The sequence below is a fragment of the Streptomyces sp. WAC04114 genome (assembly GCF_019733245.1).
In the GTDB taxonomy this organism is placed as follows: Bacteria; Actinomycetota; Actinomycetes; order Streptomycetales; family Streptomycetaceae; genus Streptomyces; species Streptomyces massasporeus_A.
The window spans coordinates 20,733-44,975 of the sequence record NZ_JAIGQA010000038.1; the positions used below are offsets into that span (position 1 = coordinate 20,733).

General features: G+C 73.2%; 24 protein-coding genes. 16 read left to right on the plus strand and 8 right to left on the minus strand.

Translation table 11 applies throughout. The annotated features are described in order from the left end of the window. The first annotated feature begins 131 nt into the window (after positions 1–131). From K4G64_RS13395 to mug, 5 genes are all read left to right on the plus strand, one after another. The gene (locus K4G64_RS13395; protein WP_221756259.1) at positions 132–1,472 is read left to right on the plus strand and encodes a hemolysin family protein; all 1,341 of its coding nucleotides are present in this window, start codon (positions 132–134) and stop codon (positions 1,470–1,472) included. Then, positions 1,469–2,482 (plus strand): hemolysin family protein, encoded by a 1,014-nt coding sequence (locus tag K4G64_RS13400; protein ID WP_221756260.1) that lies wholly within the window; start codon positions 1,469–1,471, stop codon positions 2,480–2,482. Before K4G64_RS13395 ends, K4G64_RS13400 begins: the two co-directional genes overlap by 4 nt. A 141-nt stretch (positions 2,483–2,623) precedes the next feature. Beyond that, positions 2,624–3,403, plus strand: coding sequence for an SGNH/GDSL hydrolase family protein (locus tag K4G64_RS13405; RefSeq protein ID WP_221756261.1), 780 nt, complete (start codon positions 2,624–2,626; stop codon positions 3,401–3,403). Positions 3,404–3,495: 92 nt separating this feature from the next. Further along, positions 3,496–4,938, plus strand: a complete 1,443-nt coding sequence (purB, locus tag K4G64_RS13410; RefSeq protein ID WP_221756262.1) for an adenylosuccinate lyase — start codon at positions 3,496–3,498, stop codon at positions 4,936–4,938. A gap of 13 nt (positions 4,939–4,951) precedes the next feature. Next, positions 4,952–5,497: a G/U mismatch-specific DNA glycosylase gene (gene mug / locus K4G64_RS13415; protein ID WP_221756263.1), complete on the plus strand. Its 546-nt coding sequence runs from the start codon at positions 4,952–4,954 to the stop codon at positions 5,495–5,497. Between the two features lie 4 nt (positions 5,498–5,501). Here mug and K4G64_RS13420 read toward each other — a convergent pair whose 3' ends face one another. Genes K4G64_RS13420 through K4G64_RS13430 form a run of 3 tightly spaced genes read right to left on the minus strand, consistent with a single transcriptional unit; the run spans position 5,502 to position 7,637 of the window. Then, on the minus strand, positions 5,502–5,933 hold the full coding sequence (locus K4G64_RS13420) for a hypothetical protein (protein WP_221756264.1): 432 nt from the start codon (positions 5,931–5,933) through the stop codon (positions 5,502–5,504). A gap of 55 nt (positions 5,934–5,988) precedes the next feature. Further along, entirely contained in the window at positions 5,989–6,714 is a 726-nt protein-coding gene (locus tag K4G64_RS13425) for an ABC transporter permease (RefSeq protein ID WP_221756265.1), read from the minus strand. 2 nt (positions 6,715–6,716) lie between these two features. Beyond that, positions 6,717–7,637 (minus strand): ATP-binding cassette domain-containing protein, encoded by a 921-nt coding sequence (locus tag K4G64_RS13430; RefSeq protein WP_221756266.1) that lies wholly within the window; start codon positions 7,635–7,637, stop codon positions 6,717–6,719. A 108-nt stretch (positions 7,638–7,745) separates the two neighbouring features. Here K4G64_RS13430 and K4G64_RS13435 point away from each other — a divergent pair, with 108 nt between their 5' ends. From K4G64_RS13435 to K4G64_RS13445, 3 genes are all read left to right on the plus strand, one after another. Beyond that, complete coding sequence (locus K4G64_RS13435) at positions 7,746–8,915, plus strand: sensor histidine kinase (RefSeq protein WP_221756267.1); 1,170 nt, start codon at positions 7,746–7,748, stop codon at positions 8,913–8,915. A gap of 14 nt (positions 8,916–8,929) precedes the next feature. Continuing rightward, complete coding sequence (locus K4G64_RS13440; protein WP_221756268.1) at positions 8,930–9,592, plus strand: response regulator transcription factor; 663 nt, start codon at positions 8,930–8,932, stop codon at positions 9,590–9,592. Positions 9,593–9,681: 89 nt separating this feature from the next. Beyond that, positions 9,682–10,830 (plus strand): ROK family transcriptional regulator, encoded by a 1,149-nt coding sequence (locus tag K4G64_RS13445; RefSeq protein WP_221756269.1) that lies wholly within the window; start codon positions 9,682–9,684, stop codon positions 10,828–10,830. Positions 10,831–11,012: 182 nt separating this feature from the next. Here the strand turns inward: K4G64_RS13445 and K4G64_RS13450 are convergent, their stop codons facing one another. Beyond that, positions 11,013–11,774 (minus strand): GntR family transcriptional regulator, encoded by a 762-nt coding sequence (locus K4G64_RS13450; RefSeq protein WP_221756270.1) that lies wholly within the window; start codon positions 11,772–11,774, stop codon positions 11,013–11,015. A 168-nt stretch (positions 11,775–11,942) separates the two neighbouring features. Beyond that, the gene (locus tag K4G64_RS13455; protein WP_221756271.1) at positions 11,943–12,827 is read right to left on the minus strand and encodes an RNA polymerase sigma-70 factor; all 885 of its coding nucleotides are present in this window, start codon (positions 12,825–12,827) and stop codon (positions 11,943–11,945) included. Positions 12,828–12,936: 109 nt separating this feature from the next. Here K4G64_RS13455 and K4G64_RS13460 point away from each other — a divergent pair, with 109 nt between their 5' ends. The 5 genes from K4G64_RS13460 to K4G64_RS13480 all read left to right on the plus strand — a co-directional run bounded on the left by K4G64_RS13460 (position 12,937) and on the right by K4G64_RS13480 (position 19,084). Next, positions 12,937–13,590 (plus strand): NADPH-dependent F420 reductase, encoded by a 654-nt coding sequence (locus tag K4G64_RS13460; RefSeq protein ID WP_221756284.1) that lies wholly within the window; start codon positions 12,937–12,939, stop codon positions 13,588–13,590. Positions 13,591–13,697: 107 nt separating this feature from the next. Next, positions 13,698–14,528 (plus strand): alpha/beta fold hydrolase, encoded by an 831-nt coding sequence (locus K4G64_RS13465; RefSeq protein ID WP_221756272.1) that lies wholly within the window; start codon positions 13,698–13,700, stop codon positions 14,526–14,528. Between the two features lie 60 nt (positions 14,529–14,588). Continuing rightward, positions 14,589–16,028 carry a PLP-dependent aminotransferase family protein gene (locus K4G64_RS13470; protein WP_221756273.1) on the plus strand — a complete coding sequence of 480 codons (1,440 nt, stop codon included), beginning with the start codon at positions 14,589–14,591 and terminating at the stop codon, positions 16,026–16,028. A 127-nt stretch (positions 16,029–16,155) separates the two neighbouring features. Further along, positions 16,156–17,718 (plus strand): alkaline phosphatase, encoded by a 1,563-nt coding sequence (locus K4G64_RS13475; RefSeq protein WP_221756274.1) that lies wholly within the window; start codon positions 16,156–16,158, stop codon positions 17,716–17,718. 109 nt (positions 17,719–17,827) lie between these two features. Then, on the plus strand, positions 17,828–19,084 hold the full coding sequence (locus K4G64_RS13480; protein WP_221756275.1) for a GNAT family N-acetyltransferase: 1,257 nt from the start codon (positions 17,828–17,830) through the stop codon (positions 19,082–19,084). Positions 19,085–19,093: 9 nt separating this feature from the next. On the opposite strand, the gene K4G64_RS13485 is transcribed toward K4G64_RS13480, so the two are convergent. Beyond that, complete coding sequence (locus tag K4G64_RS13485) at positions 19,094–20,311, minus strand: PLP-dependent aspartate aminotransferase family protein (RefSeq protein WP_221756285.1); 1,218 nt, start codon at positions 20,309–20,311, stop codon at positions 19,094–19,096. Between the two features lie 67 nt (positions 20,312–20,378). Here K4G64_RS13485 and K4G64_RS13490 point away from each other — a divergent pair, with 67 nt between their 5' ends. Together K4G64_RS13490 and K4G64_RS13495 are read left to right on the plus strand one after the other, a co-directional pair. Continuing rightward, positions 20,379–20,870 carry an Lrp/AsnC family transcriptional regulator gene (locus K4G64_RS13490; protein WP_030835643.1) on the plus strand — a complete coding sequence of 164 codons (492 nt, stop codon included), beginning with the start codon at positions 20,379–20,381 and terminating at the stop codon, positions 20,868–20,870. Between the two features lie 31 nt (positions 20,871–20,901). After that, the gene (locus tag K4G64_RS13495; RefSeq protein ID WP_221756276.1) at positions 20,902–22,593 is read left to right on the plus strand and encodes a DUF885 domain-containing protein; all 1,692 of its coding nucleotides are present in this window, start codon (positions 20,902–20,904) and stop codon (positions 22,591–22,593) included. Positions 22,594–22,663: 70 nt separating this feature from the next. Here the strand turns inward: K4G64_RS13495 and K4G64_RS13500 are convergent, their stop codons facing one another. Together K4G64_RS13500 and K4G64_RS13505 are read right to left on the minus strand one after the other, a co-directional pair. Beyond that, a complete protein-coding gene (locus K4G64_RS13500) occupies positions 22,664–23,182 on the minus strand; it encodes an immunity 21 family protein (protein WP_221756277.1) in 519 nt (172 codons plus the stop codon). 45 nt (positions 23,183–23,227) lie between these two features. Then, positions 23,228–23,701: a rhodanese-like domain-containing protein gene (locus K4G64_RS13505; RefSeq protein WP_221756278.1), complete on the minus strand. Its 474-nt coding sequence runs from the start codon at positions 23,699–23,701 to the stop codon at positions 23,228–23,230. A gap of 93 nt (positions 23,702–23,794) precedes the next feature. On the opposite strand from K4G64_RS13505, the gene K4G64_RS13510 reads away from it, so the two are divergent. Continuing rightward, complete coding sequence (locus tag K4G64_RS13510; RefSeq protein ID WP_031108314.1) at positions 23,795–24,241, plus strand: Lrp/AsnC family transcriptional regulator; 447 nt, start codon at positions 23,795–23,797, stop codon at positions 24,239–24,241. The last annotated feature ends 2 nt before the right edge of the window (positions 24,242–24,243 follow it).

The window sequence follows — 24,243 nt, forward strand, 5'->3', positions numbered from 1 at the left end:
ATCCTTTACTCTTGAATGGCCACTCGGTCCTGCATGAAAGGTTGTGAGCGTCCGCCCATGGGCGAGCCTCCCCGTGCGCGACACCGCGCGTTCCGCCCCGTCCTGGAGAACCATGGAACGGGGGTGAACCGATGACCGAAGTGCTGCTCCTCCTGGCGGCGATCCTGCTCTCGCTCGCCTGCGGCGCCTTCGTGGCCGCCGAGTTCTCCCTCACCACGGTCGAGCGCGCCGAGCTGGAGCGGGCCGTGGAGCGCGGCGAGCGGGGCGCGGCCGGTGCGCTGAAGGCCGTACGGAATCTGACGTTCCAGCTCTCCGGCGCGCAGCTCGGCATCACGGTCACGAACCTGGTGGTCGGCATGCTCGCCGAGCCGTCGATCGCGGCCATGATCGCCGGGCCGCTGGAGGACCTCGGCGTCTCGCGCTCGGCGTCGCACAGCGTCGCGCTGGTGCTCGGTACGGCCGCCTCGACGGTGTTCCTGATGGTCGTCGGCGAGCTGGTGCCGAAGAACTGGGCGATCTCCTCGCCGCTGACCGTCGCCAAGACGGTGGGCAACGCGCAGCGCTGGTTCAGCGCCGCGTTCCGGCCCTTCATCAGCCACCTCAACAACACGGCGAACCGGGTCGTGCGGCGGATCGGCGTGGAGCCGGCCGAGGAGCTCGCCTCGGCGCGCGGGCCGCAGGAGCTGGCGGCCCTGGCACGGCACTCCGCGAAGGAAGGCGCCCTGGAGGCGGACACCGCCGAGCTGTTCGTACGGACGCTGAACCTGGCCGACCTGACCGCGGAGAACGTGATGACGCCCCGGGTGCAGGTCGTCGCGCTGGAGGTGCAGGCGACCCTGGAGGACGTCGCGAACGCGACCCGGGCGACCGGCCTGTCCCGGTTCCCCGTCTACCGCGGGACCCTCGACTCGGTCGTCGGCACGGCCCACGTCAAGGACGTGCTGGCGGTGCCGGCCGAGCGCCGCACGCGGATCTACGTCTCCGAGCTGATGCGCGAACCGCTGCTGGTCCCGGAGACGCTCACCGTCGACCGGCTCCTGGACCGGCTCTCCGGCAAGCGCACGATGGCCGTCGTGATCGACGAGTACGGCGGCACGGCGGGCGTGGCCACGCTGGAGGACATCGTCGAGGAGGTCGTCGGCGAGGTGCGCGACGAGCACGACCCGCACGAGACCCCGGACCTGGCCGCGGCCGGCACCGACGAGTCCGGGCACGCGCTGTACTTGGCCGACGGAGCCGCGCGCGTGGACCACCTGGAGCGGATCGGGCTGCGCGCGCCGGAAGGGCCCTACGAGACCCTCGCCGGGCTGGTGGCCACGGAGCTCGGCCGGATACCGGCCGCCGGAGACACCCTGGAGGTCGCCGGCTGGCACCTTGAGGTCCTGGACGCGACGGGGCGCAGGGCCGCCCGCGTCCGGCTGCGCGCCCCCCTCGACGACCACAAGCCCGACGAGAAGGGGGTGGAGCTGTGACCGCTGTCCAGCTGCTGATCGGACTGGCGACGCTGGTCGTCAACGCCTTCTTCGTGGGTGCCGAGTTCGCGCTGATCTCGGTGCGCCGCAGCCAGATCGAGCCCTATGCCGACCGGGGCGACCGGCGCGCGAAGAGTGTGCTGTGGGGCCTGGAGCACGTGTCCGCGCTGATGGCTGCCGCCCAGCTCGGCATCACGCTGTGCACGCTGGTGCTGGGCGTGGTGGCCGAGCCGGCGATCGCGCACCTGCTGGAGCCGGTGTTCCACGCGGTGGGCGTGCCCGAGGGCGCGGGCCACGCGGTGTCCTTCGTGATCGCGCTGTCCCTCGCGACCTATCTGCACATGCTGCTCGGCGAGATGGTGCCGAAGAACATCGCGCTCGCCGAGCCGGTGCGCAGTGCGCTGGCGCTCGGACCGCCCCTGGTGGCGCTGTCCCGGGCGCTGCGCCCGGTGATCTTCACGGTGAACGCGTTCGCGAACGCCCTGCTGAAGCTGCTGCGGGTCGAGGCACGGGAGGAAGTCTCCGCCTCCTACTCGGACGCGGAGATAGCGCAGATCGTGAAGGACTCCAGCGAGGCCGGCCTGATCGACGACCGGGCCCAGGAGCGGCTGCGCGACGCACTGGAGCTGGGCCGCCGTCCGGTGCGGGACGTGGTGATGCCGCTGGAGGACGTGGTGTACGCGAGGGTCGGCGTCACGCCCGCGGAGCTGGAGCGGCTGTCGGCGCAGTCCGGGTTCTCCCGCTTCCCGGTGGTGGACGAGGGCCGGCGGATCGTGGGCTACCTGCACGTGAAGGACGCCCTTGAGGCCGCCGGGCGGGACACACCGTTCCGGCTGCGGGACATGCGCCCCATCGCGCGCGTGCGGGAGCACACGCCCCTGGACGACGTCCTCACGGCCATGCGAGGCAGCCGCACGCACCTCGCGGCCGTTATCGGTGCGGACGGGCGCATGGCCGGGCTGGTGACCATGGAGGACGTACTGCGGGAGCTGTTCGGCCAGCGGACGTGAGACGCGGGACGGGGTGGTGAGGCCGGCGTGCGGGATCTCCGGGCGATGGTCCGCGGGGACCGGCGTGCGGGATCTCCGGGCGATGGCCCGTGAAGACCGACCGACTGCTGGGTATGTGCACGGAGTACTATTTCCGTCGCCATGCAGACGAACCCCACCTACAGCAGCCTGGTCGCCCTCGGCGACTCCTTCACCGAGGGCATGTCGGATCTGATGCCCGACGGCACCTACCGGGGCTGGGCCGACCTGCTCGCCGCGCGGATGGCGGCCCGGACACCCGGCTTCCGGTACGCCAACCTCGCCGTGCGCGGCAAGCTGATCCAGCAGATCGTCGACGAGCAGGTCGACGTCGCCGCGGCCATGGGAGCCGACGTGATCACGCTGGTCGGCGGGCTCAACGACACGCTGCGGCCCAAGTGCGACATGGGCCGGGTCCGCGGACTCCTGGAGGAGGCCGTGGAGAAGCTGGCCCCCGCCTGCCGGCAGCTCGTCCTGATGCGCAGCCCGGGTCGGCAGGGCCCCGTCCTGCAGCGGTTCCGGCCCCGCATGGAGGAGCTGTTCGCCTGCGTCGACGAGCTGGCCGCACGGCACGGCGCGATCGTCGTCGACCTGTACGGCGCGCCGTCCCTGAGCGATCCGCGGATGTGGGACGTGGACCGGCTGCACCTGACGGCCGAAGGTCACCGCCGGGTCGCAGAGGCGGTGTGGCAGACGCTGGGCCACGCCCCGGAGGACGCCGAGTGGCACACGCCGATGCCGGCGACGCTGCCGCCGGGCTGGGTCATGCGGCGCGTGGCGGACGCCCGGTTCGCCCGGCAGCACCTGCTGCCGTGGATAGGCCGCCGCCTGACGGGCCGCTCCTCGGGCGACGGACTGCCCCCGAAGAGGCCCGAGCTGCTGCTGTACGAGGACCCGGCGTAGCCCCAGGTCGAGAGGGCCCCGGTGCTCTCGTAGGTTCCGACAAGGACACCCGCGGCGCTGGCCTGCACGAATCGCCAGTAGAATCCGTGCACGTGACTTCCGCTCCCGCCAAGCCCCGCATCCCGAACGTCCTCGCCGGACGTTACGCCTCCGCCGAGCTCGCCACGCTCTGGTCGCCCGAGCAGAAGGTGAAGCTGGAGCGGCAGCTCTGGCTCGCCGTGCTGCGGGCCCAGAAGGACCTCGGGATCGAGGTGCCGGACGCGGCGCTCTCCGACTACGAGCGTGTCCTCGACACCGTCGACCTGGCCTCGATCGCCGAGCGAGAGAAGGTCACGCGGCACGACGTGAAGGCGCGGATCGAGGAGTTCAACGACCTCGCCGGGCACGAGCACGTGCACAAGGGCATGACCTCCCGCGACCTCACCGAGAACGTCGAGCAGCTCCAGATCCGCCTCTCGCTGGAGCTCGTGCGCGACCGCACGGTCGCCGTCCTGGCCCGGCTCGGCAAGCTGTCCGGGGAGTACGGCGAGCTGGTCATGGCCGGCCGCTCGCACAACGTCGCCGCGCAGGCCACCACCCTCGGCAAGCGCTTCGCCACCGCCACCGACGAACTGCTCGTCGCGTACGGCCGGGTCGAGGAGCTGCTGGGCCGCTACCCGCTGCGCGGCATCAAGGGCCCGGTCGGCACCGCGCAGGACATGCTGGACCTGCTGGGCGGGGACGCGGGGAAGCTCGCGGACCTGGAGCAGCGGATCGCAAGGCACCTGGGCTTCTCGCAGGCGTTCACCTCGGTCGGCCAGGTCTACCCGCGCTCGCTGGACTACGAGGTCGTCACCGCGCTGGTGCAGCTGGCGGCGGCCCCGTCGTCGCTGGCCAAGACGATCCGGCTGATGGCGGGGCACGAGCTGGTCACCGAGGGCTTCAAGCCCGGCCAGGTCGGCTCCTCGGCGATGCCGCACAAGATGAACACCCGCTCCTGCGAGCGCGTCAACGGCCTGATGGTGATCCTGCGCGGCTACGCCTCGATGACCGGCGAGCTGGCGGGCGACCAGTGGAACGAGGGCGACGTGTCCTGCTCAGTGGTGCGCCGGGTCGCGCTGCCGGACGCGTTCTTCGCGCTGGACGGTCTGCTGGAGACGTTCCTGACGGTGCTCGACGAGTTCGGCGCGTTCCCGGCCGTCGTCGCCCGTGAGCTGGACCGCTACCTGCCGTTCCTCGCCACCACGAAGGTCCTCATGGGCGCCGTGCGGGCGGGTGTCGGCCGGGAGCTGGCGCACGAGGCGATCAAGGAGAACGCCGTCGCCTCCGCGCTCGCCATGCGCGAGCAGGGCGCCGAGCGCAACGAGCTGCTCGACAAACTGGCCGCCGACGCACGCATCCCGCTGGACCGGGACCAGCTGGACGCGCTGATGGCCGACAAGCTGTCCTTCACCGGTGCCGCGGGCGACCAGGTCGCCGCCGTCGTCGCCCGGGTCGAGGAGATCGTGAAGCAGCACCCCGAGGCCGCGGGCTACACGCCCGGCGCGATCCTCTGACGCGCCTGACCTGATGGCGCGTTTCACGCCCGAGGAGCTGGAGGCCGCCCGCGGCCGCGTCGTGCCCGACGTGGTCGCGGAGGGTCTGCACGTTCTGTTCTGCGGCATCAACCCTGGCCTGATGACGGCCGCGACGGGCCATCACTTCGCCCGCCCGGGCAACCGCTTCTGGCCGGTGCTGCACCGGTCCGGTTTCACGCCGCGGCTGCTGAAGCCGTCCGAGCAGCGGGAGTTGCTGTCGTACGGGCTCGGCATCACCAACGTCGTGGCGCGGGCCTCCGCGCGGGCCGACGAGCTGAGCGCCGAGGAGTACCGGGAGGGCGGGCGGCTGCTCGCGGCGAAGGTGGAAGGGCTGCGGCCGCGCTGGCTGGCCGTGGTGGGGGTGACCGCGTACCGCGCGGCCTTCGACGACCGCAAGGCCCAGGTGGGGCCGCAGGCGCGGACGATCGGCGACACGCGTGTGTGGGTGCTGCCGAATCCGAGCGGGCTGAACGCGCACTGGACGCTCGACACGATGGCCGAGGAGTTCGGTCGGCTGCGGGAAGCCGCCGGAGGCTGATCGCCTACGGGGGGTCCGTCTCCGTGACCAGGGCCAGTAGCTGGACCTCCCGCGAGGGGTCCCGGTCCGCGACCGCCACGGCGACCCAGCGGCCCGTGCCCTCCACCTCCCACAGGTGCGCGACGCCCGCCCGGGCACTCAACTCCGCCCACGGCAGGGGTATCTCCTCCCGCTCGGTGCGCAGCAGGACGGTCCGCAGGTTGTACGGAGGGGTGTCGCCCCAGCGGGAGGCGAGGAGCTCGTAGACGGCGTCGCGGTCCTTCTCGAACTGGTCGGTCGTCACCGCCCTGGTCGCCGGGTCGTCGTCGGTCGCGGCCTTTAACACCGCGAGGTGGTGACCGGGCCCCGAGACACCGACGTCCGACGGGCCGTGCTCCGCCGGAAAGGGGCGGTAGCACAGCTCGTCGATGAGGGCGATGTGCTGTGCGATGTTCATGGGTCCAGTAAACCCGCCCCCACTGACACATGGCGGGGCATCAACCGGCCCGCTCTCAGGCGTCCCTGCGGCGCACGCTCCAGGCTCCGGCCAGCAGGGCGGCGGCCGTCCACAGCGCGGTCACCGCGAGCCCCGACCACGGCCCGAGCGTGCCGTCGTACGTCTCCCGAAGGACCAACTGCCCGGCCTTGTCGGGCAGGAAGTCGGCGACGGTGCCCGTGGCGTCGCCGATCACGAACGACACGACGAGGATGAACGGCACCAGCAGGGAGAGGGTGGCCACGCCGCTGCGGAGCAGGGCCGCGACACCCGCGGCGAACAGGGCCATCAGCATGAGGTACACGCCGCAGCCCACGACACCGCGCAGCTGCTCGCCGGTGCTGAGCGTGTCGGCCGCCGGGCCGAGGCCCGCTCGGCCCACCAGAAGGGCAGCGAGGGCCGTCACCAGCCCCGTGAGGAGCGCCGGTACGGCGATGACGGCCGCCTTGGCCGCGAACCACCGGCCGCGCCGCGGCACCGCGGCCAGCGAGAGCCGGAGCGCGCCCTGGTGGAACTCCGACGACACGGCCATGGCCCCGAACGAGATGGCCGCGATCTGGCCCGGGAGGACGCCGGACAGGGACGTGAACAGCGGATCGAAGCCGGGGTCCGAGGCATCGGAGACCGCGGCGAGCGCGGAGAACGCGGTGGTCACCGCGAACAGCGCCAGCAGCGCCCCCGGCAGCGAGCGCAGGGTGCGGATCTTCAGCCACTCGGAGCGCAGCACGGGCGTGAATTCCATGGTCAGGCCTCCTGGTGCTGTGCGGTGAACTCGGTCTCGGTGCCGGTGAGGTCGAAGTAGGCCTGCTCCAACGTGCCCTCCTCGGCGGCCAGTTCCAGGACGGGCACGCCCGCGGCCGAGGCGATGCGGCCGATGTCGTCCACCCGTGCGTCGTGCACGGTCCAGTGCCCTTCCGTGTGCTCCTGCGCGTCGTGGCCGTGCCGGGCGAGGGCCGATGTGAGCGCGACGGGGTCGGTCGTGCGGATGCGGACGCGGGGCTGCACACGCGCGTGGATGAAGTCCCGCATGGGGGTGTCGGCGAGGAGCCGGCCCCGGCCGAGGACGACGAGGTGGTCCGCGAAGGACGCGGTCTCGTTCATCAGATGGCTGGAGACCAGGACCGTGCGGCCCTCCTGCGCGAGCCGGCGCAGCAACCGCCTGATCCACACGATGCCTTCGGGGTCGAGCCCGTTGGACGGCTCGTCCAGCATGACCACCTCGGGGTCGCCCAGCAGGGCGGCGGCGATGCCGAGCCGCTGCCGCATGCCCAGGGAGTACGTCCGCACGCGGCGCCGCGCCACCGACCCCAGGCCGGCCTCCTCCAAGACCTCGTGGGCCCGCCGGTCCGGGATGCGGTTGCTCGCCGCCAGGACGCGTAGGTGGTCGTGGGCGGTGCGGGAGCCGTGCGCGGCCTGCGCGTCGAGCAGGGCTCCGACGTGGCGCAGGGGTTCGTGGAGCGTCGCGTAGGGCCGGCCGCCGATCGTGGCGGAACCGGCGGTCGGCCGGTCGAGGCCGAGCACCAGCCGCATGGTGGTGGACTTCCCGGCGCCGTTCGGGCCGAGGAAGCCGGTGACGCGGCCGGGCCGCACACGGACGGTGAGCCGGTCCACGGCTCGCCGGCCGCCGAACTCCTTGGTGAGGTCCTGGACGTCGATGCTGGTCATGGCAGCAGCGTGGCGGTCGGACCGGGGTGCGGTCCTCCCCCGGCGGTGGAGATCGTCTCCCCCGTGCGGGGGAGGCTCGCTGTCGGTGCCGGCTGGCACGATGACGCCATGGTCCGCATGCTGCGCCCCTTCACCCGGGCGGTGACGTACACGCGGTGGCTGCATCTGTCCATGGCCATCGTGTGGCCCGCCCTGTGGCTGTTCATCGACGAGGCGTGGTGGACCGTGGGCACGGCGACCGTGCTGCTCGGACTCGCGGGCCTGGTCCCCGCCACGCGGGTCGTGGAGGGGTTGCAGGCCAGGCTGCTGCTGACCGGCCATCGGGACGGCGGCGCGAGCGCGGAGATCGTCGTCGCCCCCTCGGGCACCTGGGGCGACCGCGGGCGGCTGGTGGTGTGGCTCCAGACGCGGTTGTTCCTCGGCGCCCTGGTGTCGCATCTGTCCGTCCAACTCCTCCTCCTGACGGTGGACCTGGTGTCGACGGCGCTCAGCAGCGAGCGCGCCGGGGGTGCCTGGCTCGTCGTCATGGGCCACCACTGGTGGCACGCCCTGCTCTCGCCCCTGCCACTGGCCCTGATGGCGGCGGTCGTGGTCGGTTCGGGGAACCTCATCACGGCGATCGCCCTGCGCCTGCTCGGCCCTTCCCCCGCCGAACGGCTCGTCGCACTGGAGGAGCGCACGGAACGGCTCCTGGAACGCACGCGGATAGCCCGCGAGTTGCACGACTCCATCGGCCACGCGCTCACGGTCGCCGTGGTGCAGGCGGGGGCGGCCCGGGCGGCGGGTGATCCGGCCTTCACCGACCGGGCGCTGGGCGCCATCGAGGAGACGGGCCGGGCCGCTCTGGAGGACCTGGAGCGGGTGCTCGGCGTCCTGCGCGAGTCGGGGAAGCCGGTGAGCGGCAGACCGACCCTCGCGGACGCCGACCGTCTGCTGGACTCGGCCCGGGCCTCCGGGGCGAAGGTCGACGCCGAGGTGTTCGGCCCGGTGGAGACGGTGCCCGGGCCGGTGTCCCGGGAGGGCTACCGGATCCTCCAGGAGTCGCTGACCAACGTGCTGCGGCACGCGGGTGCGGTTCCGGTGCGCGTCCGTGTGCGTGTCTTGGACGACACCCTCGTCCTTGCCGTACGCAACCCACTGCCCGCCGGGGGCACCGGCTCCGGGCGCGGCAGCGGTCTGCGCGGGATTCGTGAACGCGCGGCGCTGCTCGGCGGCCGGGCCCGGACCGGGCCCGTCGATGGAGACTGGCAGGTCCATGCCGAACTGCCGCTGAGTTGATCTACGCTGGTCCGATGCCGGTCACCGTTCTCCTCGTCGACGACGAACCCCTCGTGCGCGCGGGTCTGCGAGCCGTGCTGGAGGCGCAGCCCGACATCGAGGTCGTCGGGGAGGCCGCGGACGGGGCGGCGGTGATCCCCCTCGTACGGCGGTTGCGGCCGGACGTGGTCGCCATGGACGTACGGATGCCGCTGCTGGACGGCATCGAGGCCACCCGGGCGCTGCTGCGGACCGTCGACGATCCGCCGCGGATCCTCGTGGTGACGACCTTCGAGAACGACGAGTACGTCTACGAGGCGCTGCGGGCGGGGGCCGACGGGTTCCTGCTGAAGCGGGCCCGGCCCGCCGAGATCGTGCACGCGGTACGGCTGATCGCGGAGGGTGAGTCGCTGCTGTTCCCGGCGTCGGTGCGGCAGCTCGCCGCCGAGTACGGCGACACCGGCGGGAACCGTGCGGCACGGGCCGTGCTGGAGCGGGCCCAGCTGACCGAGCGCGAGGCCGAGGTGCTGCGTCTGATGACGCGGGGCCTGTCGAACGCGGAGATCGCCGCCCGGCTCATCGTCGGGACCGAGACGGTGAAGTCACATGTCAGCGCGGTGCTGGCGAAGCTGGGGGCGCGGGACCGCACCCAGGCGGTGATCGCGGCCTACGAGTCGGGCTTCGTGGCGCCGGGCTGATCACCGAGGTCCGGTGCCCGCCCCTCGCCGGGGTGCGCCCTGCCGAAGTACGATCCGGCCAACACGCGCACGACCTGGGAGGACGGACGGTGGGGCGGCTGACCGGCGGGGACCCCTCGCTGCTGCGAAGGATCAACTCCGCGGTGGTGCTGCACGCGCTGCGCGCCACGGACTGCGCGACGCTGACCGAGATCACCCGGGTGACGGGGCTGTCCCGGCCGACCGTGGAGGGCGTCGTCGAAGGGCTCATCGAGGCCGGGCTCGTCGTCGAGAAGGCCGCCGAGGAGGGCGCCGCCCGGCGGCAGGGGCGTCCGGCACGGCGGTTCCGGTTCCGGGCGGAGGCCGGGCATCTGCTCGGGCTGGAGATCGGGGCGCACCGGGTGGCCGCGCTGCTGTCCGACCTGGACGGCCGGGTGATCGGCGCCCAGGCCAAGGAGGTGGCGGAGACGGCGGGGGCCGACGAGCGGCTGGAGCGGCTGCGCGGGGCCGTCGCCGAGCTGCTGCGGCGGGCCGGGGTCGCCCGCGGCTCGCTGCGGGCCGTGGGCGTAGCCACGCCGGGGATCGTCGAGGCCGACGGCACGGTCCGGCTGGGCACGGCTCTGCCGGGGTGGACGGGGCTGCCGCTCGGTGAGCGGCTGGGCCGGTCGTTCAAGTGCCCGGTCCTGGTGGAGAACGACGCCAACGCGGCGGCCGTCGCCGAGCACTGGAAAGGCGCGGCCACGGAGTCGGACGACGTGGTGTTCGTGCTGGCGGGGCTCAGCCCGGGGGCCGGTTCGCTGATCGGGGGCCGGCTGCACCGGGGTTACGGCGGGGCGGCCGGCGAGATCGGCGCGCTGCATCTGCTGGGCCGGGGGGTGACTCCCGAGACGCTCCTGTCCACCACGGACGAACCGCTCCACCCGCTCGACGAGCAGGCCGTCGCCGAGGTCTTCGCGCAGGCCCGCGAGGGCGACCAGCGGGCCCGCGCCGCCGTCGACCGCTTCATCCAGCGCCTGGTCCACGACGTGGCGGCCCTCGTCCTCGCTCTGGACCCCGAACTGGTCGTCATCGGCGGCTGGGCGGCGGGCCTGGACGGCGTCCTGGCCCCCCTCCGCGAGGAACTCGCCCGCTACTGTCTGCGCCCCCCGGCGGTGACCCTCTCCGCCCTGGGAGACGCGGCAGTGGCGACGGGCGCCCTGCGCCTGGCCCTGGACCACGTGGAGGAGCAGCTGTTCGCGGTGGAGCAACGTCCTCTGTAGGGACGCGGGGCTGTGCCGATGTGCGACTCCGCCGCACGGACACGACGGATCACGAGACTCCGCCGCCCCCGGCTTTCAGGGGCGCGGGGCTGTACTGACGTGCGGCTCCGCCGCGTGGCGCGACCAGCCACGACGCTCCCGGCAGCCCGCCAAGCGCCCCCGCCCGCCCCCGTTCCGAACGGTCAGGACGCCTTCTGCCGAGGCCCGGCGTGAATCTCCACGCCACCTGAGTCACCGAAGGTCAACCGGCACGTGTCAGCGCGGTACGTGGCCACCGACAACGCGGACGTACGCCCCCCGGCGACGAAATGAGTGGTCACCACCAGTACCGGCGCTCCCGGCAGCCGGTCCAGCTCCTTCGCCTCCTCGGCCCCGGCGGAGCCGAGCTCCACCGCGTTCTCCTGCCGCTCCAGCTCCAGCCGCTGCAGCTCCCGCAGCACCGCACGCGCGCGTGCCGCTCCGGAGGGCGCGTCGATGCCGGACAGCTCGGGCACCGAGGCCTGCGGGATGTACAGCAGTTCCGCGGCGACCGGCCGGCCGTGCGAGACGCGGGAGCGCCGCACGATGTGCACGGGCTCGTCGCGGCCGGTCTCCAGCGCGTCGGCGACGGCAGCCGGCGGCACGGCCGTGGTGCAGTCGGCGGGCTGCCAGGCGTCGTCGGGGCCGCCCGGCCAGGTGTGCGGCCCCGTGCCGAGCGAGACGCCCACGCGGGGCGGCGCGACGGTCGTACCGACACCGCGGCGGCGCTGCAGCCTGCCTTCGAGTTCGAGCTGCTCCAGCGCCTGGCGCAGCGTGGCGCGGGCGACGCCGAAGCGGGCCGCGAGGTCGCGCTCGTTGGGCAGGATCTCGCCCACCGCGAACTCCGAGTCGAGCGCTTCACTGAGCACCGTCCTGAGATGCCAGTACTTCGGTTCCTGCACCGATTCCAGCTGCGTGGTCCCCACCCTGTCCTCCGCAATTGCCGTGGTCGGCGGCGTTTTAGCGCCCTTGTTTATTAAAGGTTGTTGCACTTCTCTGCGACCATAGGGCGGCCCTGATACTTGGTCAAGACCAATGGCCGGGAACGTTCACGGGGCGTGTCCCGGGGGCCGTCGACCGTCCCGGCGGCCTGTCTAGGCGGCTGTCAGCGACCGCAGCTTGTCGGGGTTGCGGACGATGTAGACCGACTGCACACGGCCGTCGGCCACGTCGAGCTGGAAGACGGAGTCGGGCTGGTCGCCGGACAGGATCAGCACGGCCGGGCCGCCGTTGAGCTCCAGGAACCGCACGGACAGGCCCGGGAGGCTCTTCCGTGCGACGCCGACGAGGAAGCGGCCCACCTTGTCGGCGGTCCGCAGGACCCGCAGCGGCGCCCGCGACTTGCCGCCGCTGTCGCCGACGAGCCGGACCTCCGGGGCGAGCAGCGCCATCAGGCCCTCGAGGTCGCCGTCGGCCGCCGCGGCGAGGAACCGCTCGGTGAGATCTCGGCGCTGGGCCGGGTCGACCTCGTACCGGGGGCGCCGCTCCTCGACGTGTTTGCGGGCCCGCCCGGCCAGCTGACGCACCGCCGGTTCGCCGCGGTCGAGCATGGCGGCGATGTCGGCATAGGGGAAGGCGAAGGCCTCGCGCAGCACGAACACGGCGCGCTCCAGCGGTGACAGCGACTCCAGCACGACGAGGACGGCGACGGAGACGGAGTCGGCGAGCACGGCCCGCTCGGCGGTGTCGGGCACGGCGTCGCCGAAGTCGGTGACGTACGGCTCGGGCAGCCAGGGTCCGACGTAGGTCTCGCCGCGTGCCTGGATCTGGCGCAGGCGGTCGATGGCGAGCCGGGTGGTGATCCGCACGAGGTAGCCGCGCGGTTCTCGGACGTCCTCGCGCGGCGCGCCGGACCAGCGCAGCCAGGCCTCCTGGACCACGTCCTCCGCGTCCGCCACGCGGCCCAGCATGCGGTAGGCGACGCCCAGCAGGACGGGACGGTGGGCTTCGAAGACGTCGGTCGCGGTCTCGGTGGTCACGGCTCCATCCCAGCCCACGGATGGGGCCCTGTCCAGGCGGAACCACCCCTTCCCGGACAGAATGACCGGGAGGACGCCGGTGACCGGCGGCACGGCTTCGGAGGTGGCGATGCGGTACGCGGTGCTGGGCACGGGACAGGTCGGGCGCACGCTCGGCGGACGGCTGGTGGAGCTGGGCCACGAGGTGCGGCTCGGTTCGCGCACGCGGGACAACACGGCCGCCGTGCAGTGGGCCGCCTCGGCCGGCCCGAGGGCGGGCGCGGGGACGTTCGCCGAGGCGGCGGAGTTCGGTGAGGTCGTGGTGAACGCGGTCGGCGGACGGGTGGCACTCGCCGCGCTGGAGGCGGCCGGGGCGGACAACGTCGACGGGAAGGTCGTCGTGGACGTCTCCAACCCGCTGGCCTTCGAGGAGGGCGAGCTGCGACTGTCCCCGGTCGACTCGGACAGCGTGGGCGAGCAGATCCAGCGGGCGTTTCCGCACGCGCGCGTGGTGAAGTCGCTCAACACCGTCAACTGCCGGGTGATGGTGGATCCGGCCCGTGTGCCGGGCGAGCACAACGTCTTCGTCTGCGGGGACGACCCGGCCGCCAAGGAGCAGGTGACGGCGCTGCTCGGGGAGTTCGGCTGGCCCGCCGAGCGCGTCCTCGACCTGGGCGGCATCCGGGCGGCTCGCGCCGTGGAGATGTGGCTGCCCCTGTGGGTCGGACTGTTCCAGAAGTTCGGGCACGGTGAGTTCAACCTGGAGGTGCGGCGGGCCCGTTGAGGTTCTTGGCGCCGCGAAGCCGGCGCCCCCATGGGGCTACCCGCGGGTAGCAATTGCTGACAAGCTGTCTACGGCGTCCGTCAGCGAGTACAGCCGAGGAGCACCCCATGTCCGCCACCGTCTCCTTCAAAGTCGCCTCCGCGCAGGGCGAGCAGAGCGTGACCCTGTCCTACACCCGCCGGGGCAGCGGCGAACCGCTGCTCCTGCTGCACGGCATCGGCCACCACCGGCAGGCGTGGGAACCGGTGATCCCCGCGCTCGCGGCCGAACGCGACGTGATCGCCGTGGACCTGCCCGGCTGCGGCGAGTCACCGGCGCTCCCGGACGGCATGGCGCACGACCTGCCGACGATGAGCGCGGTCCTGGCGGCGCTCTTCGCGGCGCTGGAGATCGACCGGCCGCACGTGGCGGGCAACTCGCTGGGCGGTCTGCTGGCGCTGGACCTGGCCCGGGCCCGGCTCGTCCGCTCGGTCACCGCCCTCTCCCCCGCGGGGTTCTGGAACGAGGCCGAGCGCCGCTACGCCTTCACCGTCCTGTCGACGATGCGGCAGATCGCCCGGCGCCTGCCGCCACCGGTGGTCGAGCGGCTGGCCCGCCCGGCCCTCGGCCGCACCCTGCTGACCAGCACCATCTACGCCCGCCCGGGCCGCCGCTCACCCGAGGCCGTGGTCGCCGAGACGCTCGCGCTGGCCCGTGCCGAGGGCTTCTCTGAGACGTTGCACTCGGGCCGGACCGTGCAGTTCACGGACGACATCGTGGGCACGCCGGTCACCGTGGCGTGGGGCAGCCGGGACCGGCTGCTCATCCCCCGCCAGGGCGTGCGCGCCAAGGGCGTGATCCCGCGGGCCAGGCTGGTGCGGCTGCCCGGCTGCGGCCACGTCCCGATGAACGACGACCCGGCGCTGGTGGCCCGGGTGGTCCTCGACGGCAGCCGCTGACCCGCCCCGAGGGCCATCAGGGGCCTCCCCTCTCAGGGGAACCCTCTAAGGTCTCCCCTCATGAGACCAGTGCAGCGGGACCCGGGCGGCGCCGCGGCGTCCGCCGCCTGGGAGCTGCTGCTCCCCGCCGCCTCGGCTCCGGCACGCACGCGTGGCCGGTCCCTGCAGGCCGCCCTGCGCGAGGCGGTCCGCTCGGGCCGGCTCGCGCCGGGCACCCGGCTGCCGTCGAGCCGGGACCTCGCGGCGGACTTGGGGGTCTCGCGGGGGCTCGTCACGGAGGCGTACGAGCAGCTGACGGCCGAGGGGTATCTGCGCAGTGGCCGGGGCGCCGGGACCTGGGTGGGCGCGGCCGTCCGGGCCGCGCGGCCGCGGGCACACGATCTGGCTCCGCGCGTCCCCGGCGCCCGCGCGGACTTCGTGCCCGGGACACCGGACCTGGCCCTGTTCCCGCGCGCGGCGTGGGCCGCCGCGCAGCGCGGCGTGCTGGCGGAACTGCCGCACCAGGAGCTGGGCTACCCCGATCCGCGCGGGCTGCCGAGGCTGCGTACCGCGCTGGCCGAACTGCTCGCCCGGCGGCGGGGCGTGGTGGCCGACCCGGAGCGGATCGTGGTGGTCTCCGGGGTGGCCCAGGCGACGGCGCTGCTCGGCTTCGCGCTGCACGCGCGCGGGGTGCGCGTCGTCGGCGTGGAGGACCCGGGCAGTCCCCAGCACGACGCGCTGTACGCCTCGGCCGGTGTAACCGCCGTGGCGTTGCCGCTGGACGACGAGGGGGTCGCCCTGGAGCCGCTGCGGTCCTCGGGTGTACGGGCCGTGGTGACGACTCCGGCCCACCAGTTCCCCACCGGCCTCGCCTACTCGGCCCGGCGGCGCGCGGAACTGCTCGACTGGGCGCGGTCGGTGGACGGCATCGTCCTGGAGGACGACTACGACGGCGACTTCCGCTACGACCGTGCTCCCGTCGGCGCGCTCCAGGGCCTCGACCCGGACCACGTGGCGTACACGGGCTCGGTCAGCAAGTCCCTCGCGCCGGGCCTGCGGCTGGGCTGGCTGCTGGTGCCGGAGTCCTGGACGGAGGAGGTCGTCGAACGCAAGCGCACGATGGATCTCGGCCACCCGGCCCTCGACCAGGCCCTGTTCGCCCGGTTCCTGGAGCGCGGCGACTACGACCGCCAGTTGCGCCGCTGCCAGCGCGCCTACCGCGACCGGCGCGACGCGCTGGTCGCCGCCCTGGACGCGCACTTCCCCGGATCGGAGGTGTCCGGGATCGCCGCGGGCCTGCACGTGATCGCCACGCTGCCGCGGCGGTACGGGCCCGAGGAGCGGTTCCTCGCGCGGGTGGCGGAGGCGGGGGTGGCGGTGCGCCCGCTCTCGGCCTACGCCCACGCGCCGGCCGGGGCCGAGGGAGACAAGGAGGTCCGGCTGGTCCTCGGCTACGCCCATGTGCCGCCCGCCCGGATCGCCGACGGAGTGCGTCTGATGGCCGAGGCGGCGACCGGGTGAGCCGACCGGTTCGCGCGTTCCCTCACCCTGCGGTCAGTTGTTCACTTGGGGTTCGTGTGTGCGCTGCGGCGTGGGAGTAGTTGTGGCACTGCACACTTGGCCGGATCCCGTCCCTGGAGGCGCATCCATGTCACACCGTCCGTTGCCCGGGCGCCGTAGCGTCCTGCGTGGCTCCCTTGCCGCGTCGGCGGCCCTGTCCCTGCCCACCGCTCTCGGCGTGGCGCCCGCCTTCGCCCGCTCCGGGCGCCCGACGGCGGGGTGGGGTGTGCAGGCGGGCGACGTGACCTGTGATTCCGGTCTTGTGTGGGTGCGCTCCGACCGGCCGGCCCGGATGATCGTGGAGACGTCGGCGACCGAGTCGTTCCGCAACACCCGCAGATGGAACGGGCCGCTGCTGGGCCCCGGTACTGACTTCACCGGCACGACCCGGCTGCGCGGCCTGCCGTCCGGCGAGCAGATCCACTACCGCGTGCTGCTCGCCGACCCGGACGACCCACGCCGCACCGGCGAGCCGGTCACGGGCACGTTCCGCACGGCGTCCGCCAAGCGCCGTGACGGCGTGCGGTTCGTCTGGTCCGGCGACCTGGCCGGGCAGGGCTGGGGCATCAACCCGGAGCTCGGCGGCTACCGCATCTACGACGCGATGGGCGCCCTCGACCCGGACTTCTTCCTCTGCAGCGGCGACAACATCTACGCCGACGGCCCGATCACCGGCACCGTGACCCTGCCGGACGGCCGGATCTGGCGGAACGTCACGACCGAGGAGAAGGCCAAGGTCGCCGAGACCCTCGCGGAGTTCCGCGGCAACTTCCGCTACAACCTGCTGGACGAGAACCTGCGGGCCTTCAACGCCCGGGTTCCCTCCATCGTCCAGTGGGACGACCACGAGGTCGTCAACAACTGGTACCCGGGCGAGATCCTCACCGACGCCCGCTACACCGAGAAGCGCGTCGACGTGCTCGCCGCCCGCGCCCGCCAGGCCTTCTCCGAGTACTTCCCGATCTCCACGCTGCGCCGCCCCGACGGCCGGGTCTACCGCGTGCAGCACCACGGCCCGCTGCTGGACGTGTTCGTCCTGGACATGCGCACCTACCGCAACGCCAACTCGCCGGACGACCAGCCCGTCGACCCGCAGGGCATCCTGGGCCGCGAGCAGTTGGAGTGGCTCAAGCGCGAGCTGTCCCGCTCCCGGGCGGTGTGGAAGGTGATCGCCTCCGACATGCCGATCGGCCTCGTCGTCCCGGACGCGCCGAACATCGAGGCCGTCGCCCAGGGCGACCCGGGCAAACCGCTCGGCCGCGAGCTGCAGATCGCCGAACTGCTGCGGTTCGTCAAGCACCGGCGGATCACGGGCACGGTGTGGCTGACCGCCGATGTGCACCACACCTCGGCGCAGCACTACCAGCCGTCCAGGGCGGCCTTCACCGACTTCGAGCCGTTCTGGGAGTTCGTCTCGGGCCCGCTCAACGCCGGTGCCTTCCCCGCGAACGCGCTCGACGGCACCTTCGGCCCGGACCGCGTGTTCGTGAAGGCGCCGACGACCGCCAACGTCTCCCCCGCCGGCGGCTACCAGTTCTTCGGCGAGGTCGACATCGACGGCCACAGCGGGGAGCTGACGGTGCGTCTGCGGGAGCAGGACGGCGCCGTGCTGTTCACGCAGACGCTCCAGCCGGGCCTGGTCGGCCAGTAGGCACGGAGTGCGACGTTTGAAGGGTTGACAAAGGGGGCAAACTGCCTCCTTTACCCACCGGTCACAATGCGTTCGCGATCACGCAACACCGTTCCGTCACAGTGGGTGCATGACGCGAGAAGTGACGCAAGTGACGCACCCCGACGACAACTGCCGCCCCGCCACCTCGTGGCAGCGGGCCACGGCGGCGTTCCACGCCTGGCGGACACGACGCCAGGAACACGCACCGCCGACGAGTGATACCGGGTCCCCGGCACCGGAGCCGGTGCCGGGGGCGAACACCCTGTGGCGGATGCGGACCACGGTTCAGGACGAACCGGGGTCCCTGGCCGCGCTGTGCGCCGCCCTGGCCGGGCAGCGCGTCGACATCCTGAGCCTGCAGACGCACCCGCTGGCCACGGGCACGGTCGACGAGTTCCTGCTGCGGGGCCCGGCCGGTCTGCCGGCGTCCGGGGTCACCGCGGCCGTCGAGTCGGCCGGGGGCACCGACACCTGGATCGAGCGGGCCGACGCCCACGACCTGGTGGACGCGCCGACCCGGGTCCTCGGGCTCGCCGCCCGCACCGCCCTGGACGCGGCGGAACTTCCGCTGGCTCTGCGGCAGTTGCTCGGCCGGTGCACGATCCGGTCCCGTCCCGCTCCGGCCGGCGGCGGCCGGGCCACGGGCGGCGTTCCCGTGGAGGGCGCCCTCGACGACACCGTGATGCGGCTGCGCGGCCCGGAAGGCGGCGTGATCACCGTCGAGCGGCCGTATCTGCCCTTCACCCCCACCGAGTTCGCCCGGGCCAGGGCCCTGGTGGAGCTCGACGCCCGGCTCGGGCCGCGCCTGCCGCACGGCCGGGACGTGCTCACGCTCGCCGAGGGCAGCGACATCACCGTGCGGCGGGCCGACACCCGGGACCTCGAAGCGGCCCGGGCCATGCACGATCGCTGCTCGGCGCACACGCTGAGGCTGCGCTATCACGGGCCCGTCGGTGACGCGGACCGCTACCTCAACCACCTGCTCAGTCCGCGGTACGGCCGCACCCTCGCCGTACAGACGGCCTCCGGGCGGATCGTCGGGCTCGGTCACCTCCTGTGGGACGGCGACGAGACGGAGATCGCGCTGCTCGTCGAGGACACCTGGCAGCGGCGGGGTGTCGGGGCGGAGTTGCTGCGCAGGCTGGTGGGGATGGCAGTCGATGCCGGGTGCTCGAGTGTGTATGCCGTGACGCAGTCGTCCAACACGGGGATGGTCGCCGCCATGCGGGGACTGGGACTGCCTCTCGACTACCAGGTCGAGGAAGGGACACTGGTCATCACGGCGCGGTTGAGTGAAGCGGTCGTGACGGGTGCGGAGGGCCTCGGGAGCGCCTCCGCACCGTAGCGGTATCTGTCAGTGCGCGGGCGCGGGTTCGTTGTGGCTTGTCGCGCAGTTCCCCGCGCCCGTTTCGGGGCGCCCCAGCGCCTGGTCGAGATCCGACCACAGGTCCTCCACGTCCTCCAGGCCCACCGACATGCGCAGGAGCTGGTCGCTCACGCCGGCTCCCCTGCGGTCGTCCGCGTCGACGATGCGGTGGCTGATGGAGGCCGGGTGCTGGATGAGGGTGTCCACGCTGCCGAGGCTCACCGCCGGGGTGATCAGGCGGACCGCGCCGATCACCTCGTGCGGGTCGCCGTCCACCTCGAAGGCGACCATCGCGCCGCCGATGCGCGGGTAGTGGACGCGGGCGACGCGCGGGTCGGCGGCGAGGCGGCGGACGAGTTCGGCCGCCGTGGCGGAGGCCGCCCGGACGCGGACGGGGAGGGTGGACAGGCCCCTCAGCAGCAGGTAGCCGGCCAATGGGTGCAGAACACCGCCCGTGGCGAAGCGCACCTGCCGCAGCCGGCCCGCGAACTCCTCGTCGCAGGCGACCACGCCCGCGAGGACGTCGCCGTGCCCGCCGAGGTACTTGGTGGCGCTGTGCAGGATCAGCCGCGCCCCGTGCTCGGCGGGGCGCTGGAGGACCGGCGTGGCGAAGGTGTTGTCGACGAGCAGCGGCACCGAGCCGCAGGCGTGCGCGACAGCCCGCAGGTCGACCTCGGCAAGCGTGGGGTTGGCCGGGGACTCGACCAGGACGAGCCCGGTGTCCGGGCGCAGGGCGTCGGCGACGCCGGCCGGGTCGGTCCAGGTCACCTCCGAGCCCAGCAGCCCGGCGGTGAGCAGGTGGTCGCTGCAGCCGTAGAGGGGGCGTACGGCGACGACGTGGCGCAGGCCCATGGAGCCGCGGACGAGCAGCACGGCGCTGAGTGCGGCCATGCCGCTCGCGAACGCCACGGCCGCCTCGGTGCCCTCCAGGCGGGCCAGGGCGGTCTCGAAGCGGGCGACGGTGGGGTTGCCGAGCCGTCCGTAGACGGGCGGCCCGTCCGGCTCCGCGCCGGTGGTGGCGAACGCGTCGATCCGGGCCGCCTCACCGCGGCTGTCGTACGACGGGTAGGTGGTGGACAGGTCGATCGGCGGGGCGTGCAGGCCCTGCCGGGCGAGGTCGTCCCGCCCGGCGTGCACGGCCTCGGTGGCGAGGGCTCGCGGTGCGGTGCGTATGGCGTCGTGGGCGTGCGTGCTCGTTGTGTCCATGTCCATGGTGGGCAAGGGTGAACATCGGCCGGGCTGCCGGGTGCGGCTCCCGTGCTACGTTCGGCCGATGGCTGAATCTGTCGTACTCGATCCGGTGGATCTCCATCTGTTGCGGCTGTTGCAGAACGACGCCCGGGCGACCTACCGGGATCTCGCCGCGCAGGTCGGGGTGGCGCCGTCGACGTGCCTGGACCGGGTGACGCGGCTGCGCCGGTCGGGCGTGATCCTCGGGCACCGGCTGGAACTGGATCCGGCCAAGCTGGGACGGGGGCTGGAAGCCCTGCTGTCGGTGCAGGTCAGGCCGCACCGCCGGGAGCTGGTGGGACCGTTCGTGGAGCGGATCCGGGTCCTGCCGGAGTCGCGGACGGTGTTCCACCTGACCGGTCCCGACGACTATCTGGTCCATGTCGCGGTCGCCGACATGGCCGACCTGCAGCGGCTGGTGCTGGACGAGTTCACGTCGCAGCGGGAGGTGGCGCGGGTGGAGACCCGGCTGATCTTCCAGCAGTGGGAGTGCGGGCCGCTGCTGCCGCCTTCGCCCTCGGCTCAATCCGCGTGACGTGCGCGGTCCGCCGTACGAGGATGGCCGCATGTCTGAGATCAAGAGCCCGCTGCCCCGAGAGGTCGCCGACGCGTACGTCGACGAGCTCGTCGCCCTCGACCCGATCACCGGCACGTTCCTCGGCGACAAGGAGAGTTCGAGCAGGCTGCCCGACACCTCGCCCGCGGGGCAGGAGGCGCTCGCGGAGCTGGCGCGGCGGACACTGGCACGGCTGGACGAGGCCGAGCGGCTGCCCGGCGCGGACAGTGACATCGAGCGCCGGTGCGCGCGGCTGCTGCGCGAGCGGCTGGGCGCCGAACTCGCGGTGCACGAGGCCGACGAGAGCCTGCGTTCCGTCAGCAATCTGAGCTCGATCGCGCACGCGGTGCGGCAGGTGTTCACCGTGACGCCCGCGCAGACGGAGCAGGACTGGGCGGCGATCGCCGAGCGGCTGCGCGGCGTCCCGGCAGCGCTGGAGGGCTACCGGGAGTCCCTGGCGCTCGGCCTGGAGCGGAAGCTGTACGCCGGCCCCCGCGCCACCGCCACCTTCGTGACGCAGCTCGGTGAGTGGGCCGACGCCGATGGCGAGGGGCACGGCTGGTTCGAGCAGTACGCGGCGGCCGGCCCCGAGGCCCTGCGGTCCGAGCTGGACACCGCCGCCCGCTCGGCCACCGAGGCGGTCGTGCGGCTGCGCGACTGGATGCGGGACGTGTACGCGCCGACGATCGAGGGCGCACCGGACGTGGTGGGCCGGGAGCGGTACGCGCGCTGGGTGCGCTACTTCAACGGCACGGACCTCGACCTGGACGAGGCGTACGCCTACGGCTGGTCCGAGTACCACCGGCTGCTCGGCGAGATGAAGAGCGAGGCCGAGAAGATCCTGCCGGGTGCCGGCACGCCGTGGGAGGCGCTGGCCCACCTCGACGCGCAGGGCACGCACATCGAGGGCGTCGACGAGGTCCGCGACTGGCTGCAGAGCCTCATGGACGAGGCGATGGACGCCCTCGACGGCACCCACTTCGACCTGGCCGAGCGGGTGCGCCGGGTGGAGTCGCGCATCGCCCCTCCGGGCAGCGCCGCGGCCCCCTACTACACGCCGCCGTCGGACGACTTCTCCCGCCCGGGCTGCACCTGGCTGCCCACGATGGGCGAGACGCGCTTCCCGGTCTACGACCTGGTGTCGACCTGGTACCACGAGGGCGTGCCCGGCCATCACCTCCAGCTGGCCCAGTGGAAGCACGTGGCGCAGAACCTCTCCCGTTACCAGGCGAGCGTCGGCATGGTGAGCGCCAACGCCGAGGGCTGGGCGCTGTACGCGGAGCGACTGATGGACGAACTGGGCTTCCTGACCGACCCGGAGCGCCGGCTCGGCTACCTGGACGCCCAGATGATGCGGGCGGTGCGCGTCATCATCGACATCGGCATGCATCTGGAGCTGACGATCCCGGACGACTCACCCTTCCACCCCGGCGAGCGCTGGACGGCCGAGCTGGCGCAGGAGTTCTTCGGCTCGCACAGCAGCCGCCCGGCCGACTTCGTGGAGAGCGAGCTGACCCGCTACCTGTCCATGCCGGGCCAGGCCATCGGCTACAAGCTCGGCGAGCGGGCCTGGCTGCTGGGTCGCGAGAACGCCCGCGCCCGCCACGGCGACGCCTTCGACCCGAAGGCCTGGCACATGGCGGCACTGTCGCAGGGGTCGCTGGGTCTGGACGATCTGGTGGACGAACTGTCGCGGCTGTAAGGGCGTCGCAGCTGCAGGCGTGTCGGCGGGGCGTCGCGGCGCCAGGACGCGGGCGCGTCGCGGGCCGTCGCTATCGCGGCGCCAGGAGGCGCAGCTCGATCAGGTCCAGCCAGGTCTCCGGGCCCGGCTGGACCCTCGCCGCGCGGACCGCGTAGCTGCCGGGTTCCAGGGCCACCCGGACCTGGTCGGTGTCCGTGAGGCCCGTGCCGGGCCACGCCGCGTCGAAGAGGCGGACGGGCCCGGGCACCTTCCAGGTCGTCTCCGGCCCCCACTCCGCCGTGGTGGTCGCCGGCGGGACGCTCGCCAGGAGTTCGTGCTCGGAGTCGGCGGCGCACCACCGGACGAACATGCCCCGGTCGGGCAGGTAGGCGGTCGAGGCGGGCTCGTCGCCCAGGACCAGGGCCGTGGAGTCGCCGACCGGGAGGAGCCCGACGTGGCCGTCCACCTCGCAGGCCCGGTCGTAGTCCGAGGCCGTCTCCTCGCCGTCGGCACCCGCCCAGAACGGCAGGACGGTCTCCGGCACCGCTATCAGCGGTCCGCCGCCCGACTCCACCCATTCCACTGCGCCCGGCTCCGCGTATCGCACCATGGCGCAAGAACCTACAGGGTCAACTCGCCGCAAAGGATCGGGGGTTCAGCAGCCGCAGTCGCCGGCGTCCACGGGCGCCGTCAGGGGGTCCGGGGCCCGGCGCTCGCGCCCCTGCCAGGTCTCGAACTCCAGTCCCTCGCGCACCCAGTACTCGAAGCCGCCGAGCATCTCCTTGACCCGGTAGCCGAGTTCGGCGAGGGCCAGGGCGGCGCGGGCGGCACCGTTGCAGCCGGGGCCCCAGCAGTACGTGACGACCGGCACCGACCGGTCGAGGAGCTGCCCGGCCTGCTCGGGGACGAGCACGGTCGGCAGGTGGAGCGCGCCGGGGATGTGGCCCTGGTCCCACGCCTCGGTGGAGCGGGAGTCGACGAGGACGAAGCCGGGGTCGCCGCCGGCGTCGAGTGCGGCGGCGACGTCGGACACGTCGGTGTGGAAGGCGAGCCCGGCGCGGAAGTGCGCGACGGCCTCAGCCGGAGCGGCGGGGGCGACGCGCAGGACGGGGTTCACGATGGTGGTCATGCGGCAAAACTACGGCCGCCGGTCCCCTCCCTGAAGTGACGATCCCCGGCGCTCGGCTTGATCCGCCGGGGATTCCCCTGCTATCCCTCGGGCATGACCGAGTATTCCCCGGACGCCACCGACTGGCGCATTCTGGACGTCCTCCAGCGGGAGGGCCGGGCCAGTTTCGCCGAGCTGGCCCGGGCCGTCTCCATGTCCGCGAGCGCGGTCACCGACCGGGTGCGCCGCATGGAGGAGGCCGGGGTCATCCGGGGCTACGCCGCGGTGGTGGACCCGGAGCGGCTGGGCCTGCCGATCCTGGCGTTCGTGCGCCTGAGGTATCCGAACGGCAACTACAAGCCCTTCCACGACCTGGTCGCCGTCACGCCCGAGATCCTGGAGGCGCACCACGTCACGGGGGACGACTGCTTCGTCATCAAGGTCACGGCCCGCTCGATGCGTCACCTGGAGGAGGTGTCGGGGAAGATCGGGGCGCTGGGCTCGGTGACCACGAGCGTGGTGTATTCCTCACCCCTCCCCCGGCGTCCCCTGGGGCGCTGACG

Coding starts and splice junctions, on each gene's coding strand:
- K4G64_RS13395 (WP_221756259.1), top strand. CDS start 132: ATGACCGAAGTGCTGCTCCTCCTGGCGGCGATCCTGCTCTCGCTCGCC.
- K4G64_RS13405 (WP_221756261.1), top strand. CDS start 2,624: ATGCAGACGAACCCCACCTACAGCAGCCTGGTCGCCCTCGGCGACTCC.
- mug (WP_221756263.1), top strand. CDS start 4,952: ATGGCGCGTTTCACGCCCGAGGAGCTGGAGGCCGCCCGCGGCCGCGTC.
- K4G64_RS13420 (WP_221756264.1), bottom strand. CDS start 5,933: ATGAACATCGCACAGCACATCGCCCTCATCGACGAGCTGTGCTACCGC.
- K4G64_RS13425 (WP_221756265.1), bottom strand. CDS start 6,714: ATGGAATTCACGCCCGTGCTGCGCTCCGAGTGGCTGAAGATCCGCACC.
- K4G64_RS13430 (WP_221756266.1), bottom strand. CDS start 7,637: ATGACCAGCATCGACGTCCAGGACCTCACCAAGGAGTTCGGCGGCCGG.
- K4G64_RS13435 (WP_221756267.1), top strand. CDS start 7,746: ATGGTCCGCATGCTGCGCCCCTTCACCCGGGCGGTGACGTACACGCGG.
- K4G64_RS13440 (WP_221756268.1), top strand. CDS start 8,930: ATGCCGGTCACCGTTCTCCTCGTCGACGACGAACCCCTCGTGCGCGCG.
- K4G64_RS13460 (WP_221756284.1), top strand. CDS start 12,937: ATGCGGTACGCGGTGCTGGGCACGGGACAGGTCGGGCGCACGCTCGGC.
- K4G64_RS13465 (WP_221756272.1), top strand. CDS start 13,698: ATGTCCGCCACCGTCTCCTTCAAAGTCGCCTCCGCGCAGGGCGAGCAG.
- K4G64_RS13470 (WP_221756273.1), top strand. CDS start 14,589: ATGAGACCAGTGCAGCGGGACCCGGGCGGCGCCGCGGCGTCCGCCGCC.
- K4G64_RS13475 (WP_221756274.1), top strand. CDS start 16,156: ATGTCACACCGTCCGTTGCCCGGGCGCCGTAGCGTCCTGCGTGGCTCC.
- K4G64_RS13480 (WP_221756275.1), top strand. CDS start 17,828: ATGACGCGAGAAGTGACGCAAGTGACGCACCCCGACGACAACTGCCGC.
- K4G64_RS13485 (WP_221756285.1), bottom strand. CDS start 20,311: ATGGACACAACGAGCACGCACGCCCACGACGCCATACGCACCGCACCG.
- K4G64_RS13490 (WP_030835643.1), top strand. CDS start 20,379: ATGGCTGAATCTGTCGTACTCGATCCGGTGGATCTCCATCTGTTGCGG.
- K4G64_RS13495 (WP_221756276.1), top strand. CDS start 20,902: ATGTCTGAGATCAAGAGCCCGCTGCCCCGAGAGGTCGCCGACGCGTAC.
- K4G64_RS13500 (WP_221756277.1), bottom strand. CDS start 23,182: ATGGTGCGATACGCGGAGCCGGGCGCAGTGGAATGGGTGGAGTCGGGC.
- K4G64_RS13505 (WP_221756278.1), bottom strand. CDS start 23,701: ATGACCACCATCGTGAACCCCGTCCTGCGCGTCGCCCCCGCCGCTCCG.
- K4G64_RS13510 (WP_031108314.1), top strand. CDS start 23,795: ATGACCGAGTATTCCCCGGACGCCACCGACTGGCGCATTCTGGACGTC.